We start from the raw sequence: 15919 nt of genomic DNA, 5'->3' as shown, positions 1-15919 counted from the left end.
TCAGATTCCCACCTCGATGGCGGCGTTGACGACGTAGATCAGTTCGTTGCGGTCGTCCTTGTCGGCCAGGAAGATGCCGCTCGGCGCCAGCATGCCGCCCGAGTCGACGGTGATCGACACGTCGCCGTAGGGGAAGACGGCGCGGACGGCCTCCTGGTCCAGCTTCTCCGCATCGGCCGGCACCGCAAGGTGGACACGCACCCGCATCTTGCTGGTGTCGCCGTTCACCAGCGCCCGCATCCCCGGCATGGAGTTGCGCTCGATGGCGTTGCGCACGGCGCGCACCGCCGCCTTGGTGACGTCCTGCCCGTGCAGGTCCACACCCATGCCGAGTTCGACGAACATCACCTGTTTCATGGCCGCGCTCATGGCCGTTCCTTCCATCCACGCCGTTGGTCCGGGCAGAGTGCCCGAGGCGCCCACGCCGCGACAGGCCGATTCCGCGCTTTTCCACCGTCCGGAAAGAGCGTGGAGGCCAATGTGCATCAATGGTCGCGGACCATCGCCTCACGAACGTCCTCGGCGGGACCGGACTGGTGAGGATGGAAATCCACCGCCGGTCCACCTTCCGCTTCAGATGACCAGGTTCTGGTCGCTCTTCTCTTGGCTGATCCCAGTCTTGAGCGCCTGGGTAAGCGCGCTCAGTGCAGCGTCCTCCGCTTTGTTCGTGTTCGACAGAGCGCTGTCCGACGCCTTCTCGTTTCCCTTGTCCAGCGCGGCTTGCAACATCGACGCTGCCGCCCTGGCGTTGCCGGGATCGATGGGAGCCGCTGGTTTCGAAACGGCTGCGGTCGCAGCAGGCGGCGGATTCGTTGTCGCCGGACTGGCGGCCGGTTGAGAGGATGTGGTCGCCGTGGTCGCCGTGGTGGGAGCCGGCTCCGCCGGTTGGGTGCCGCGACCGATGCCCGGAATGTCGAGTTCCGATGCGTATTGCTCAAGCGCATCCCGGTAGTTGACGGGGGAGAAGCCGAGGCTGGACAGTTTTTGTGCGGCGGCGCTTCCCTTGGCGTCGTCGAGGGACAGCAGGCCGTCCTCGGATTGCCCGAAGGACAGCTTCGAGAACATCGCCATGTTTTTTGAAAGACCGGTGTTCACCAACCCCGTCTGAATGGCATCGGTCTCTCCACCGAGGGCCTTTTTCTGCTCGGCGTTGATGCCGGCGCTGATTCCGCGCACGTCCGGCATCAGCGCGTTCATCTCTTCCGCCGAAATCTCCTTGCCCTCGTAGCGTCTCGTGACGTCGCTTACCCGCTGGTTGAGATCGTCCAGTGCCTTGGTCTTCTTCAGGAACGCGTTGTCGAGCGCCGTCTGCGCCGCCGCGCCGGCACGATCCTGGTCATCCTGCGGTCGCTCGCGCGAAAAGCGTCCGAAGGCGGCGCTCGTCGCCAGCGACCGCAGGCCGAGCGCCACGTCGTCCGCCGTCATGCTGCCATTCGCGACGAACCCGCCCAACATGTCCCGTGCCTTGGAATCGAGATGCTTGAAGACGTCCGCGGCGGCACCGGTCAAGGCTTGACCGAGTTTGCTGACCGAAACGACGTCTCCCTTCGCGCCGGTTGCGGTGGCAGCCATGTCCGCCCCATTCTTTCCCGTCGAGACCGCTTTCCATTGGGAAACCGTCGCAGTCGACGCAAAAGAGCCGATCGTATTGTTTGCCATGGCCAAAAAACCTCCTTCGAAAATAGAGAACAAGATCAAGAGTGGGTTAATAAATAGGATCGACGAGTGGATAATTTTAAATTAAATTACCAACAACACAAATCATAAAAAATAATTAGATAGCTAACTATATTTCTGAAGCAGCAATACACGAGTATGTCACGGATCCTTCAAGGCATATCGGCTCTTTTATTGATCGAAACTTCAGATCTGTCTATTTTTAAACGTTCCCAACCGATCCTGTCGCCATCCCATTGGGACACAAACCGGAGGCCGTTACCATGATCAACGCGACCGCATTCGGAAGCACGTCGTCGTCGGTGCAGTGGAAGGCCGTCACAACCTCGTCGTCCGGCAGCGCAGCATCGCTCTTCAAGCCGTCGGGCGGTTCGACCGACAGCGTGGCGGTCAGCAAGCTCGGACACGCGTTGAGCGGTGTCGCCGCCGACGCGTTCAAGCATCTCGATCCCAAGGCGCGCGGTACGCTCGAAAACCTCGTGAACTCCGGCCAGATCAGCGCGGACGACGCGGTGCTTGGTTTGCGGTCCCTGGCGACGAAGGCCACCTTCGGCCGCTACACCCGTGAACGCCCCCAGGACGACCAGGACAAGCAGATGCAGAGCGCCAAGGAAAGCGCTTGGAACAATCTGCAGACATCCGGCGACCGCATGGGGGCGGCGCGGGCGGAGTTCGGCAAGACCTTCGCCGATCTGCAAGCGTCGCAGGAGCGCGGCGAGATCTCCATGGAGGAGGTTCAGGCCAAGCTTGCGCCCGCTCAGAAGAAGCTGGACGAGACGCTGACATCGATCCGTGCGTCGAGCGGGGAAGCGGAGGGCGACAACTCGGTTCTTTTCAACGCCGACGGCTTCACCAAGAACGCAAAGGGCTTCGACGCGGCGATGGCGGGTCGGGCGACGGAGGACGGCCTCACCGCTCTCTATTCGGAAAAAGGCAACGCGGCGGAGCAGAAGCTGGCGTCGCTTGGTTTCAACGCGCGTGTTTTCGGCAGCGCGTTCAAGGATTTCGCGGCCACGGTCGACATCCCCGGCATCGGCCGGGCGGCCGGAGCGGCGGCTCCGACGGTGGAGACCGATGCTCCGGCGGCCAAGACTTCCGCCACAGCCGCGAAGCCCACGGAAACGGTCCTGACGGCGGCGGCCTCCGCCACGCCGGCACCGGACTCCGCATCCGCATCCGCCAAGACGTCCGCCACGGCCGCGACGCCCGCCACCGATCCGGGCAACGCCCAGCAGGCGGCGGCCATGCTGGCGGCGGCGCTGGAGGGTGGCGGAACGAAGGCCACGGGCATCCTTGGCGCCCTGTCTGGCAAGGACGACGACGCGTCCGACACCGTGTCGATTTCCCTGGTCCAGTCCCTGAAGACCGGCACCGCCCAAAACAAGAGCGATACGGCGCAATTGGCGTGACGGCATAGGGTAGGACCGGCGCGGAGGGGCCGCCGCCGGATCAGTCCATCGGCAGCCCCACATAGTTCTCGGCCAGCGCGGTCATCGCCGCCCGCGACGAGACCACGTAATCCAGGTCGGCCAGATGGACGCGCTGCTCGAACGGCGTTTCGGCCGGGTTCCGGTGCAGCATGGTGGTCATGTACCAGGAGAAGCGCTCGGCCTTCCAGATGCGGCGCAGGCACACGGCGCTGTACGCCTCCAGCCCATCGGTCCGCCCGGACTTGTAGAAGGCGTCCAGCGCCCGCGACAGCACCAGCACGTCGGCGACGGCGAGGTTCAACCCCTTGGCCCCCGTCGGCGGCACGATGTGCGCGGCGTCGCCGGCCAGGAACAGGCGGCCGTGCCGCATCGGCTCGCAGACGAAGCTGCGCATGGCGATGATGCCCTTCTGGAAGATCCGCCCCTCGGTGAGCGTCCAGCCGTCGCGGTCCTCCAGCCGGGCGTGCAACTCCGACCAGATGCGGTCGTCGGACCAGTTGGCGATGTCGTCCTTCGGGTCGCACTGAATGTAGAGCCGCTGCACCTCGGGCGAGCGGGTGCTGAGCAGGGCGAAGCCGCGCTCGTGGTTGGCATAGATCAGCTCGGGGTGCGAGGGCGGCGCCTCGGTCAGGATGCCGAGCCAGCCGAAGGGATAGACGACCTGGAACTCGTTGCGGACCGCCTTGGGAATCGCTTGGCGGCTCGGCCCGTGGAAGCCGTCGCAGCCGGCGATCCAGTCGCAGCGCAGCGCCTCCAGCGGCCCGTCCGGCGAGCGGCGGAAGGCGATGCTCGGCCGGTCGCTTTCCACGCCGTGCAACTGCACGTCGGACACGCCGAAAAGGATCTCCCCACCGTCCTCCAGCAGCGCCGCGACCAGATCGCGGATCACCTCGTGCTGGGCGTAGACGGTCACCCGCTTGCCGCCGGTCAGCCCGGCCATGTCGATGTGGTGGCTCTCGCCGTTGAAGCGCAGGGTGATGCCGGAATGGAAATGCCCCTCCCGCATCATCCGGTCGCCGAGGCCCATCTGGTTCATCAGGTCGACGACCCACTGCTCCAGCACCCCGGCCCGGATGGTGTCCTCGATCTCGGCGCGGCTGCGGCTTTCCAGAACGACGCAGTCGATGCCCTGGCGGCGCAGCAGATGCGCCAGGAACAGCCCGGCCGGGCCGGCACCGACGATGCCGACCTGGGTCCGGTTGGAGGTCTGGGTGCTGGTGGATGCCGCCATGTCTCTCGTCTCCTCACGCATGGATTTCATGGATGCGCGCCGTTTCCCGGATGGTTCGGCACGTCAATCGTCAGGATTCCATCCTAACCGCCCCCCCCACCCGGCCGGACATAGACGAACCGGCAGAAATCTTGTACTTTCCATCATTCCCCGGCCGAACCATCCGTCATGACCGCAAACGGCGAACCGATCCCGCGCTACTGGCTTTACGGCGAACCGCACGCCGTGCCGGAGCTGCGTTTCGTCCACATCGAGACCATCCCGGAGCGCATGCGCTTGCACAATTGGGAGGTCCAGCCCCACCGCCACGACGGGTTGAGCCACACGCTGCTGGTGACCGAAGGGGGAGGGCGGCTGACGGTGGACGCCACCGACTGGGTGTTCCGCGCGCCCGCCCTGATCGCGGTTCCCGCGCAGGTGGTGCACGGCTTCCGCTTCGATCCCGGCACCGACGGGCAGGTGCTGACCTTGTCGGAAGGCTTTCTCGGCGGCGTGCTGGCCGCGATCCATGAGGCGGAACTGCGCGCCGCGCTCGCGCTGCCCTTCGCCCGCGACCTCGACCCCGCCGCGCCGGACCGGCCGGCGCTGGAGCGCGCCTTCGCCGCCATCGCAGAGGAATTCCGCGCCCATCATCTCGGCCGCGCCAGCGCCATCGCGGCGCATGTGACGCTGATGCTGGTGACGGCGGCACGGCTGATCGCGGCGGAGACCATCGCGGCGGCCGGCGGGGCGGGGCGGGGGCGGTCGCCCGACGTGCGGCTGCTCGCCCGGCTGCGTCCCCTCATCGACGAGCGTTTCCGCGAGCATTGGCCGGTCGAGCGCTACGCCGGCGCGCTGGGCGTCACGGCGGGGCGTCTGAACGCCGCCTGCCGGCGGGTCACCGGCCGCTCCACCCTGCAACTGGTCCACGCCCGCGTGATGCTGGAGGCCAAGCGGTCGCTGACCTACACGGGGCTCGGCATGGCGGAGATCGGCTACGCCCTGGGCTTCGAGGATCCGGCCTATTTCTCGCGGTTCTTTGCCAAGCGGGACGGCCGGTCGCCCCACGCGTTCCGGCGGGCGCATCTCGCCGACGACGGGTCCGCGCCGCCGCCGGGGGGCAGCCTTGACGGCAACGGGCTTGACCCGGATGGGGCGTCGTCACCACAGTAGCGTTTCGTGATGGTTTGGCTGGGAAAGACGCAACGGATGGACACCCTCGGCCTTGCGGTGCGCGACCCGTCGCCGGTCGGACAGGATTTGTGGCGGACCCTCTGCGCCGACGCGACCCGCGTCGCGGCGGAGGAAAAGACCCTGCGCGTCTTCCTGAACGAATCCGTGCTGTCCCACGACTGTTTCGGCTCGGCCCTGGCGGCGCTGCTGGTGCGCAAGCTGACCGACCGGGTGATGCCGGCCGACCGTTTGGCGGTGACCGTCGAGGCCGCCATGGAGGCCGACCCCGGCATCGTGCAGTCCGCCGCCGCCGACCTCGCCGCCATTCTCGCGCGCGACCCGGCGGCCGACAGCTGCCTGACCCCGTTCCTGTACTTCAAGGGCTACCACGCGCTGCAATGGCACCGCGTGGCCCATTGGCTGTGGGGGCAGGGGCGCCACAACCTTGCGCATTTCCTGCAAAGCCGGGTGTCGGAGACCTTCGCGGTCGACATCCACCCGGCGGTTCCGGTCGGGCGCGGGGTGTTCATCGACCACGGCACCGGGGTGGTGATCGGCGAGACGGCGGTGATCGGCAACGACGTGTCGATTCTCCAGAACGTGACGCTGGGCGGCACCGGCAAGGAGCACGGCGACCGCCACCCCAAGGTCCGCGACGGCGTGCTGCTGGCGGCCGGGGCGAAGGTTCTGGGCAACATCGTGGTCGGCGCCCACGCCAAGGTCGGCGCCGGCAGCGTCGTGCTGAAGGACGTTCCCGGCTGCGCGACCGTGGCCGGCATCCCGGCGCGGATCGTCGGCTGGTGCCGCGACGAGGTGGCGCCAGCCCTCAGCATGGACCAGAGCCTGCAACAGGGCGACTACAGCATTTGAGGCTGAGGCGTGGGCCGCGCGGAGCCGGAGCCGGAGCGGGGGTCGCCGGAGTCCGGCATGGACGCCGTCAGCCCCCTGCCGCGAGGAGCGCATAAAAACACATAATCAACATTATGGAAAATATGCTGCATCCGCGCACGGATGGTTGAAACTTGAACAGGAATAGGCATTCTGTGGGGGTTGGTCTGATCGTTTTCCACGCAGACCGGATCTTGCTGTTTCTTTGATCACAGCCCGCCACCGATCCCGTCCACGCCTGCCTTAGGAAACCATCGCCCATGTCAGCCATCGTGCTCACCCAGGAAGAACCCGAGAAGGACCTTCCGCTGCGCGACGACATCCGTCTTCTCGGCCGAATCCTGGGCGATACCGTGCGCAGCCAGGAAGGCGAAGCGGTCTTCGACATCGTCGAGCGCATCCGCCAGACCTCGATCCGCTTCCACCGCGACGAGGACCAGGGCGCGCGGCGCGAGCTGGAAGGCATCCTCAACAGCCTGTCGCCGCCGCAGACGGCGCGCGTCGTCCGCGCCTACAGTTTCTTCTCGCACCTGTCGAACATCGCCGAGGACCAGCACCACATCCGCCGCACCCGCGCCCACGCGCTGGCCGGATCGGCGCCGCGCGACGGCACCATGGCGCACGCGCTCGACGAGGCCCGCAAGGCCGGCGTCACCACCCAGCAGCTCCAGGCCTTCTTCGAGACCGCGCTGGTCAGCCCGGTGCTCACCGCCCACCCGACCGAGGTGCAGCGCAAGAGCATCCTGACCGTGCAGATGGACCTCGCCCGCCTGCTGGCCGAGCGCGAGCGCGGCCCCATGACCGAGGAGGAGGAGCAGGCGAATCTCGAAGGGCTGCAACGCTCGGTCCTGACGCTGTGGCAGACCTCGATCCTGCGCTGGACCAAGCTGGCGGTGACCGACGAGGTCGCCAACGGGCTGACCTTCTACGACTACACCTTCCTGCGCGAGATGCCGCGCTTCTACGGGGCGCTGGAGGACCAGCTCCGCAAGATGGACCCGAGCTGGGCCACGACGGAGCTGCCGTCCTTCCTGCGCATGGGCAGCTGGATCGGCGGCGACCGCGACGGCAACCCCTTCGTCGTCGCGCCGGTGCTGCAACAGGCCCTGCGCATGCAGAGCACGCGGGCGCTGCGCTTCTACCTCGACGAGTTGCACAGCCTGGGCGCCGAGCTGTCGCTCAGCACCCGCGTCATAGCCGTGTCGGAGCCGCTGCGCCAACTGGCCGAGCGGTCGCCCGACACCTCGCCGCACCGCAACCTGGAGCCCTACCGCCGCGCCATCTCCGGCATCTACGCCCGGCTGGCGGCGACCGCGCGGCTGCTGGACGGGCATGAGGCGGAGCGCCACGCGCTGGGCGACGCCCCGCCCTACGCCACCCCGGCGGAGCTGCGGGCCGATCTCGACATCCTCGACCGCTCGCTGACCGTCAACGGCTCGGCGGCGCTGGCGAAGGGACGCCTGCGCAGCCTGCGCCGGGCGGTGGCGCTGTTCGGCTTCCACCTCGCCAGCCTCGACCTGCGCCAGAACTCCGACGTGCACGAGCGCACGGTGGCGGAACTGCTGGCCTTCGCCGACCCGGACATCCGCTACACCGAGCTGTCGGAGGACGAGCGGATCGAGCGGCTGCTGACCGAATTGCAGACCAACCGCCCGCTGGCCTCGAACTACGCCGATTACTCGGACGAGACCAAGTCGGAACTGGCGATCCTGCGCACCGCCGCCGAGAACCGCGCGCGGCTGGGCAACGACGCCGTGGTGAACTGCGTCATCTCCAAAACCGACGGCGTGTCGGACATCCTGGAGGTCGCGGTCCTGCTGAAGGAGGCCGGGCTGCTGCGCCCGAAGGACGGCGCGCTCGACCTCAACATTGCGCCGCTGTTCGAGACCATCGGCGATCTGCGCAACAGCGCCGCCACCATGGACCGCCTGCTGTCCCTGCCCGTCTACCGCCGCTTCATCGAAAGCCGCGGCGGTTTGCAGGAGGTCATGCTGGGCTATTCCGACAGCAACAAGGACGGCGGCTTCCTCACCTCCGGCTGGGAGCTGTACAAGGCCGAGATCGCGCTGGTCGAGGTCTTCGCCAGGCACAAGGTGCGGCTGCGGCTGTTCCACGGCCGGGGCGGCTCGGTCGGCCGGGGCGGCGGACCCAGCTACCAGGCGATCCTGGCCCAGCCGGCGGGCGCCGTGCAGGGCGCCATCCGCATCACCGAGCAGGGCGAGGTCATCGCCGGCAAATACTCCAACGCCGAGGTCGGCCGCCGCAACCTGGAGACCCTGGCCGCCGCGACGCTGGAAGCCACCCTGCTCCACCCCGAGGCCGCCGCGCCCTGCGAGGAGGTCTTCCTGGCGACGATGGAGGAGCTGTCGGCCCACGCCTTCAGCGCCTATCGCGGGCTGGTCTACGAGACCGAGGGTTTCGAGAAGTATTTCTGGGAATCGACGGTGATCGGCGAGATCGCCAACCTGAACATCGGCAGCCGTCCGGCGTCGCGCAAGAAATCGACCAGCATCGAGGATCTGCGCGCGATCCCCTGGGTGTTCAGCTGGGCGCAGTGCCGCCTGATGCTGCCGGGCTGGTACGGTTTCGGCTCCGCCGTCAAGGCGTGGCTGGCCGACCATCCCGACGACGGGATGGAGCGGCTGCGGACGATGCACCGCGACTGGGGCTTCTTCCGCACGCTGCTGTCCAACATGGACATGGTGCTGGCGAAGTCGAACATCGCCATCGCCTCGCGCTACGCCGAGCTGGTGTCCGACGTGGCGCTGCGCGAGGCGATCTTCACCCGCATCCGGGCGGAATGGCAGGACAGCATCGACGCGCTGCTGGCGATCAGCGGGCAGACCGCGCTGCTGGAAAGCAACCCGCTCCTGGCGCGCTCGATCCGCAACCGCTTCCCCTATCTGGACCCGCTCAACCACGTCCAGGTCGAGCTGCTGAAGCGTCACCGCAGCAGCGACAGCGGCGAGCAGATCGCGCGCGGCATCCACCTGACCATCAACGGCATCGCCGCCGGCCTGCGCAACAGCGGCTGACCGGAGAGTCTTTGCCGCCCTGCGAAGCCCGCCCCTCGTCCGGGGGGCGGGCTTTTTTCATAGGGCGGAAAGTCCAAAACCGGTACTGTTCACATCGGGATTGTTTGGATCAAGATCGTTCCAATTTCCGTTGATCGCCGGCAGGACCTCTGATAGACCGGCGCCTTCACAGGGAGAAATTGGTATGACCACTCAGTCTCAGCAGCAGCGCATGGCCCAGCCGGAGACCGGACGCGCGGGCGACACGGGCACGGCCTCGACCCAGGGCGGCGCGTCGGACGGTTTCGTGGGCGCGGCCTGCGGAGCCGGTGCTGGTGCCGCGATGATCTGGCAGCCGGTGACGGTGAAGGGCGGCGCCGTGCCGGATCGGCGCTGAGGGACGTTTCCAGCACTACGGAAAAGGGCGCCTGCGGCTTTCCGTAGCGTGGCTGCCCAACCATGCACCGCTTGGGGTCCGAGTGGCAGCCGCAATGGCCGCGGTTCGCCACGGGCCACCGGCTCGGGCAGGGGGCCGAGGATGCTCTTGGTCTTCCGTCAGAAAGCTAACGGGCATAATCGCTTCGCAGCCCCCCTAAAACCTGTTGCATTGCACAAACCGTTGCTACAATTGCCTCAATCTTCGCGATCAGATTGCCTTTTTTTGTGACGGCATCAACAAATGCAGCTTTCGGACCTCGGCCAACGCATATGTATTCTAGGACCATCCAATAGCGGAAAATCTACGCTTGCGGAGGCGATTGCGCGAAAGCGTGATTTACAGATCGTTCACCTTGATCAGCTTTACCACGTACCCAATACGGATTGGAAGCCGCGCCCGATAGATGAGTTCGTTGCTCTTCACGATGCCGCTATTGCCGGCGATTGTTGGGTTATGGAGGGAAATTATTCAAAGTGCATGCCGCAGCGCTTCCTGCGTGCGACGGGCCTGATCCTGTTGGACATATCCACGCCAGCTAGCTTGTTGCGGTACTTTCGCAGAACATGGTTTGAATGCGAAAGACGTGGCGCATTGGAAGGCGGTCATGATAGCGTTAAATGGAACATGATTTACCATATTTCCGTGACAACCCAAAAAAATCGAAAGCGGTATTCAATTATGTTTGATCAGATTGACCTGCCAAAGGTGCGTTTATCTTCAATCAATACAATAAACAAATGCTATGAACAGTGGGGACTGAAAAGATAAAAGGCATATCGAGCTTATGCTCATGCCGCGTTCTCATGTCGTGAACAATCTGCGCACTTTCGTGCAGTGCCCCCCTTGAGGGAGAGGTGCTCTTTAGGTCTGTAGGGTGTGTCTTATTCGCAAATGCGCGTTCTGCGCACGCCGCGGCCCCAGAGAGAGAGCGAACGGAGTCGGCCCCCGAAACCCGCATTTTCCCGAAAATCCTCCATAAGAGGAAAATTTACCTATAACTTGGCGCTCCCGTTCCTGCCGGCCCCGGAGCCCCGCCATGCCCCTCGACGCACCCGCCACCCCCGCCGCCGCCCTCCCCCGCTGGGCGGAGGAGCCGCCGGTCCCACCGGAGGGCTCCCTGGTTCCCGGCTCGCGCTTCGCCGAGGAGCAGTGGGTGATGGCCGCCGGCATGCTGGCGCGCGGCTCCTCCTTCCTGCACGTCGCGCGCGCCCTGGGGTGTAGCCGCACCACGCTGTGGCGGGCCTATTACGGCTCGCAGGCCCTGCGCGTCCGGGTCTGGTGGGAGCGTCAGGCGCTGAACCGCGAGGCCGAGCTGCGCCTGTCCTCGCTGCGCGATCTGGTGGCGCAGCAGGTGGAGCGGCTGGTGTCGGCGGGCGATCCGGCGACGGTGCGCTGGGCCGCCGACCGCCTCGGCCTGTTCGCCGCACCGGACGCCGGCCTCCATGCCCAACCCGGCCCCGACGCCGGGCACCCGCCGCCGGAGCCCACCGCCCAACCCGCCGAGGCCGTCATCGCCCCGCCGTCCGCACCCCCGCCGTCCATGCCCCCGCCGTCCATGCCCCCGCTGACCGCCTTCGACGACGACGACGCAGTTCCCGGCGCCTTCCGTGAACAGACCCGGCCTAACCCCGCCATCGTTGCCGCCATCCTGGCGCAGCCGGAAGCGGACGGTCCCAAGGGCGTCTACCCCTGGACCCTCAACCCCGACGACGCCTACCCCAGCCTCGGCTCGGCGGAGGAGCGGCGTGGCAAGGGGCCTTGCGGACGGCGCGCCCCATGACCCGCCGGGCGGGGGAACGGAACACGGAACGGGACGGGAAAGCGTTCCATGGTGTTTCAAACGTTCCATTTCCCAACGTCCCCGGTGCGGCCCGTTCGGAAGCAGGGCAGTCGGCCATGGGATTCAAGGGTCTTCGAAGGGGTCTTCGAGGGGGTCTTCCGTCATCCCCGCCAAGCGCCCCCGTCGTTCACGGCTCCCGGCTCTGCGGGAGGCCATGCACGCTGGTGGTGGACAAAGGATGCCGCCGCCTCGCGCATGCGAAATATGTGCACGCCGCGGCGCTCAGCGGGGGAAAGGGCCGGATTGGGGGCAATCCGAGCCCGGTCTCCCCTACCCCGTCACGCGCGCCAGCACGTCCGACAGGCTGTGCTCGTTGTAAGGCTTGCGCAGCAGCAGCGCCCCCGGCACGCGCTCCCCGCCCGCCACGCGGTCGTGGCCGGTGGCGAACACCACCCGCAGGCCAACCGCCCGCTCCACGGCGGCGACCGCCAGATCGGAGCCGGAGCCGTCGGGCAGGCTCACGTCGGTCAGCAGCACGTCGAAGCGCCCATCACCCAACGCCTCCAGCGCCGACTCCGCGTCACCGACATCCACCACGCTGTGGCCAAGCTCGCCCAGCATGTCGGCCGTCGCCAGACGGATCAGCTCGTCGTCCTCGACCAGCAGGATCCGCAGGCCGGTCGGCGCCTCGTCGGCCGTTTCCGGCAGCGGGGGAACCACCGCCAAGGGCTGGTTGCGCTGACGCTGATTGCGCAGGACATGCTGCACCTTGCGGGCAAGCGCTTCCCGTGTGTAGGGCTTGCTCAACAACTCCACCCCGGCGTCGAGCCGGCCACCATGGACGATGGCGTTCTCGGTGTAGCCCGAGGTGAACAGCACCGCCAGATTGGGCAGCCGTTCCCGCGCCTTGCGCGCCAGATCGGGGCTGCGCAGCGGTCCCGGCATCACCACGTCGGTGAACAGCAGGTCGATGGCGACGCCGCTCTCGACGATGGCGAGCCCGCTCTGGGCGTCCTTGGCCTTCAGCACGCGGTAGCCGAGGTCGGACAGCAGCTCGATCACCGTGGCGCGCACGTCGGCGTCGTCCTCGACCACCAGCACCGTCTCGGCGCCACCGGTCACCGGGCCGCCGTCCACCTCGGCGGTGACGTCCTCCTCCTGCCGGACGCGGGGCAGGTAAACGCGGATGGTCGTGCCCTGCCCTACCTCGCTGTACAGCTTGATGTGGCCGCCCGACTGCTTGACGAAGCCGTAGATCATGCTGAGCCCGAGCCCGGTGCCCTGCCCTTCCGGCTTGGTGCTGAAGAACGGCTCGAAGACCCGCTCCATCACCTCCGGCGTCATGCCGCAGCCGGTGTCGGTCACCGCCAGCATGACGTATTGGCCGGCGGTCACCTCCTCGTGCCGGGCGGCGTAGGCGTCGTCGAGGAAGGCGTTGCCCGCCTCGATGGTCAGCCGGCCGCGCCCGTCCATGGCGTCGCGCGCGTTGATGGCGAGGTTCAGCAAGGCGTTCTCGACCTGGGTCGGGTCGACCAGCGTGTTCCACAGGCCGCCGGCGATGACCGTCTCGATCTCCACCTCCTCGCCCAGCGCGCGGCGCAGCATGTCGTCGAGCGCGCGGACCAGACGGCCGAGGTTGATCGCCTTGGGCTCCAGCGGCTGGCGGCGGGCGAAGGCCAGCAGGTAGGAGGCCAGCTTCGCCCCGCGCGTGACGCCGCTCAGGGCGTTGCGCAGACGGTGCTCGGCGCGCGGGTTGTCGGCGATGTCCTTGGCGAGAAGCTGAAGGTTGCCGCTGACCACTTGGAGCAGGTTGTTGAAGTCGTGGGCGATGCCGCCGGTCAGCCGGCCGATGGCCTCCATCTTCTGGGCTTGGCGGAGCTGGATTTCGGCCTTCTCGCGCTCGGCGATGGCGACGCCGACGCGCATCTCCAGGCTTTCGTTCACTTGGCGGAGGTGGTCCTCCGCCTCGCGCCTGGCGCGGGCGAGCGCCAGCGCGCCGTCCACCCGCGCGATCAGCTCGCGCGCCGAGAAGGGCTTGACCAGGTAATCGTCGGCGCCGGCCGACAGCCCCTCGACGCTCGCCTCCTCGCCCGCGCGGGCGGAGACCAGGATCACCGGCAGGTCGCGCAAGGACGCGCTCTCGCGGATCGCCTTCAGCAGGCCGAAGCCGTCCAGGCGCGGCATCATCACGTCCGACAGGATCAGGTCGGGGCGCCGTTCGTGGATCGCCTCCAGCGCCGCCATGCCGTCGCCGACCACCTCCACCGTGTGGCGGGTGCCCAGCAGGCGGCGCATGTAGTCGCGCATGTCGGTGTTGTCGTCGACGATCAGCACCCGCGCCGCGTCGGTCGAGGCCGGCAGATCGGCGACGTCCGCCGCGACCGGCCCGCCCCGCGCCTCCTCGGGCAGCCAGCGCAGCGCCTCCTCGACGAAGGCGTTGGCGCCCGTGGCGGTGGAGACGCGCGCGCGTTCCGCCCGCAGCCGGTCGGCCGGCAGATGGGCGTTGCCGAGCGGCAGCGTGACGCTGAAGGCGCTGCCCTGGCCATGCACGCTGTCCACCGCGATGGTGCCGCCGTGCAGCTTGACCAGTTCGTTGACCAAGGCCAGACCGATGCCGGTGCCCTCATGGGTGCGGCCGTGCTGCCCCTCGATGCGGTGGAAGCGCTCGAACACGCGCGGCAGCTCGGCTTCCGGGATGCCGACGCCGCTGTCGCGCACCGTGAAGGTCACCGCCGGTCCATCGTTCGACAGCGTCACCCGGATCCCGCCCTCCAGCGTGTATTTGAAGGCGTTGGAGATCAGGTTGAGGACGATCTTCTCCCACAGGTCGCGGTCCACCCAGACCGGCTCCGCCAGCGGCGGGCAATCGACCGTCAAAGCCAGCCCGGCCCGTTCGCAGGCGGAACGGAAGTTGCTGGCCAGCTCGGCGGTGAAATCCGCCAGATCCAGCGGCTCGAAGGAGGCTTGGACGCGGCCCGCCTCGACCCGGCTGAAATCCAGCAGCGCGTTGACCAGACGCAGCAGCCGCAGGCTGTTGCGGTGCGCAACCTCCAGCAAGGCGCGTTCGCGGTCGCCGATCACCTCGACGGGGCGCGACAGCACCTCCTCGATGGGGCTCATCATCAAGGTCAGCGGGGTGCGGAACTCGTGGCTGACGTTGGAGAAGAAGGTGGTCTTGGCGCGGTCGATGGCGGCCAGCGCCTCGGCCCGGCGGCTCGCCTCCTCATAGGCCTGGGCGTTGGCGATGGCCGAGGCGATCTGTCCGGCGACCAGCTCCAGGAAGCCGCTGTAGTCGCCCGCGTAGGGACGGTACGGGTTGATGCCGGCGACCAGCACGCCGGCCGGCCGGCTCTGGCCCTGCCGGGCGATGGGAACCGCCACCGCCTCCCGTGGCGTCTTGTCCCAGGCGCCGACCGGAAGATGGGGAAAGCGCGAATCGAGGTCGCCGATCATCACCGGCTCCCCCCGCTCCAGCACCTCGGCGACCGGCCAGATCCCGTTGCCGTCCAGCGCGATGGTCTCCGGCGCCGCGTCGTGTCCATCGGCGAAGCCGGTGCAGCCGACCAGCCGAGCCTGCTCGCCCGTCTCGTCGAACAGGTAGATCAGGGAAAAGGGCAGGTCGCGGTCGGTGACCCCGGCCAACCGGCTGAAGGTCGCGAACACCTCGTCCAGCTCGGTGATCCCGGCGAGGCCGGCGGCCAGCTCGCGCAGCGCCAGCATGCGGCGGTCGCCGATCACCCGCTCGGTCTCTTCGGTCACGATGCACAGCATGCCGGCGACCGCGCCGTCGTCGCCCCGCACCGGGCCGTAGGAGAAGGTGTGGTACGTCTCTTCCGGGAAGCCGCTGCGCTCCAGGAAGAGCAGCAGCGCCTCGTCCCAGGTCGCCTCGCCGGTCTCCAGCACCCGGTGGATGCGCGGGCCGATGACGTCCCAGATCTCCGCCCAGACCACCGGGGCCGGCTGGCCCAGCGCGCGGTCCTGCTTGATGCCCAGCGTCGGCCGGTAGACCTCGTTGCACAGGAAGGTCAGCTCCGGCCCCCAGGCCATCCACATCGCGTAGCGCGAGGGCAGCATGATCCGCATGACGATCTTCAGGCTCTGCGGCCACTCCTCCGGCGCGCCGAGCGGCGTCGTGGTCCAATCGAAGGCGCGGATCATCGCCCCCATCCGGCCGCCGCCGCTCAACGCGTCCTCGGTCTGTCGCAGGGAACCGAGGGTCTGGGTGTCGTCCTGATCACGCATGCTGAAGGGGTCGTCCTTGCGACAAGAATCCTTGGCCGACCGGATATTTTTGGTCGTGGGCAAAAC

11 protein-coding genes are annotated in these 15919 nt (G+C 67.5%); 7 read left to right on the top strand and 4 right to left on the bottom strand.

Annotated features, from left to right (window positions below; genetic code table 11):
• Positions 1-369 (bottom strand): Lin0512 family protein, encoded by a 369-nt coding sequence (locus EJ913_RS12570; protein ID WP_244939340.1) that lies wholly within the window; start codon positions 367-369, stop codon positions 1-3.
• 204 nt (positions 370-573) lie between these two features.
• The gene (locus EJ913_RS12565; RefSeq protein ID WP_126998281.1) at positions 574-1659 is read right to left on the bottom strand and encodes a hypothetical protein; all 1086 of its coding nucleotides are present in this window, start codon (positions 1657-1659) and stop codon (positions 574-576) included.
• A gap of 281 nt (positions 1660-1940) precedes the next feature.
• Between EJ913_RS12565 and EJ913_RS12560 the strand changes: the two genes are divergently transcribed.
• Positions 1941-3086, top strand: coding sequence for a hypothetical protein (locus EJ913_RS12560; protein WP_126998279.1), 1146 nt, complete (start codon positions 1941-1943; stop codon positions 3084-3086).
• Between the two features lie 40 nt (positions 3087-3126).
• On the opposite strand, the gene EJ913_RS12555 is transcribed toward EJ913_RS12560, so the two are convergent.
• Positions 3127-4338: a 4-hydroxybenzoate 3-monooxygenase gene (locus EJ913_RS12555; RefSeq protein ID WP_126998277.1), complete on the bottom strand. Its 1212-nt coding sequence runs from the start codon at positions 4336-4338 to the stop codon at positions 3127-3129.
• A gap of 168 nt (positions 4339-4506) precedes the next feature.
• On the opposite strand from EJ913_RS12555, the gene EJ913_RS12550 reads away from it, so the two are divergent.
• The 6 genes from EJ913_RS12550 to EJ913_RS12525 all read left to right on the top strand — a co-directional run bounded on the left by EJ913_RS12550 (position 4507) and on the right by EJ913_RS12525 (position 11611).
• Positions 4507-5490 (top strand): helix-turn-helix domain-containing protein, encoded by a 984-nt coding sequence (locus EJ913_RS12550; protein WP_126998275.1) that lies wholly within the window; start codon positions 4507-4509, stop codon positions 5488-5490.
• A 36-nt stretch (positions 5491-5526) separates the two neighbouring features.
• Positions 5527-6360 (top strand): serine O-acetyltransferase, encoded by an 834-nt coding sequence (gene cysE, locus EJ913_RS12545; protein ID WP_126998273.1) that lies wholly within the window; start codon positions 5527-5529, stop codon positions 6358-6360.
• Between the two features lie 278 nt (positions 6361-6638).
• Positions 6639-9413, top strand: coding sequence for a phosphoenolpyruvate carboxylase (gene ppc, locus EJ913_RS12540; protein ID WP_126998271.1), 2775 nt, complete (start codon positions 6639-6641; stop codon positions 9411-9413).
• Between the two features lie 184 nt (positions 9414-9597).
• Entirely contained in the window at positions 9598-9789 is a 192-nt protein-coding gene (locus tag EJ913_RS12535) for a hypothetical protein (protein WP_126998269.1), read from the top strand.
• Positions 9790-10071: 282 nt separating this feature from the next.
• Positions 10072-10599 (top strand): P-loop NTPase family protein, encoded by a 528-nt coding sequence (locus EJ913_RS12530; protein WP_126998267.1) that lies wholly within the window; start codon positions 10072-10074, stop codon positions 10597-10599.
• Between the two features lie 268 nt (positions 10600-10867).
• Positions 10868-11611: a hypothetical protein gene (locus EJ913_RS12525; protein ID WP_126998265.1), complete on the top strand. Its 744-nt coding sequence runs from the start codon at positions 10868-10870 to the stop codon at positions 11609-11611.
• A gap of 330 nt (positions 11612-11941) precedes the next feature.
• Here the strand turns inward: EJ913_RS12525 and EJ913_RS12520 are convergent, their stop codons facing one another.
• Positions 11942-15853 (bottom strand): response regulator, encoded by a 3912-nt coding sequence (locus EJ913_RS12520; protein ID WP_126998263.1) that lies wholly within the window; start codon positions 15851-15853, stop codon positions 11942-11944.
• Between the last annotated feature and the right edge of the window lie 66 nt (positions 15854-15919).

It is taken from the genome of Azospirillum doebereinerae (assembly GCF_003989665.1).
GTDB classification, from domain to species: Bacteria; Pseudomonadota; Alphaproteobacteria; order Azospirillales; family Azospirillaceae; genus Azospirillum; species Azospirillum doebereinerae.
The sequence above is the reverse complement of the archived record's forward strand: the minus strand, read 5'-3'. Positions and strand labels throughout refer to the sequence as shown.